1 protein-coding gene is annotated in these 338 nt (G+C 46.2%); it reads right to left on the bottom strand.

The window, feature by feature from the left end; genetic code table 11:
* A partial coding sequence (locus FDW98_RS05650; protein WP_021498352.1) for a GTP-binding protein occupies window positions 1–191 on the bottom strand: 191 nt, incomplete at its 3' end.
* Window positions 192–338 lie beyond the last annotated feature (147 nt).

Genomic DNA, 338 nt, shown 5'->3' with positions numbered 1-338 from the left:
TTGATGGTGATACCACGTGCTTTTTCTTCTGGCGCATTATCGATCTGATCGAATGCGCGAGCAGCACCGCCGTAGGTTTTAGCCAGAACGGTAGTGATTGCAGCAGTCAGCGTTGTTTTACCATGGTCAACGTGGCCGATAGTACCGACGTTAACGTGCGGTTTAGTACGTTCAAATTTTTCTTTAGACATCGATTGTCCCTCTAAGACACGGATAAATCGGTGATATCACCACATCAACCAGGCAATATACCTGAACTGTTGAATGCTTTTAAAAGTAAACAGAGAGAAACGGGAAGGAGAAGTGAAGTGGTGCTGATACCCAGAGTCGAACTGGGG

The organism is Citrobacter sp. wls711 (assembly GCF_005281055.1).
In the GTDB taxonomy this organism is placed as follows: domain Bacteria; phylum Pseudomonadota; class Gammaproteobacteria; order Enterobacterales; family Enterobacteriaceae; genus Citrobacter; species Citrobacter gillenii.
This window is presented reverse-complemented; position numbering and strand designations above follow the sequence as displayed.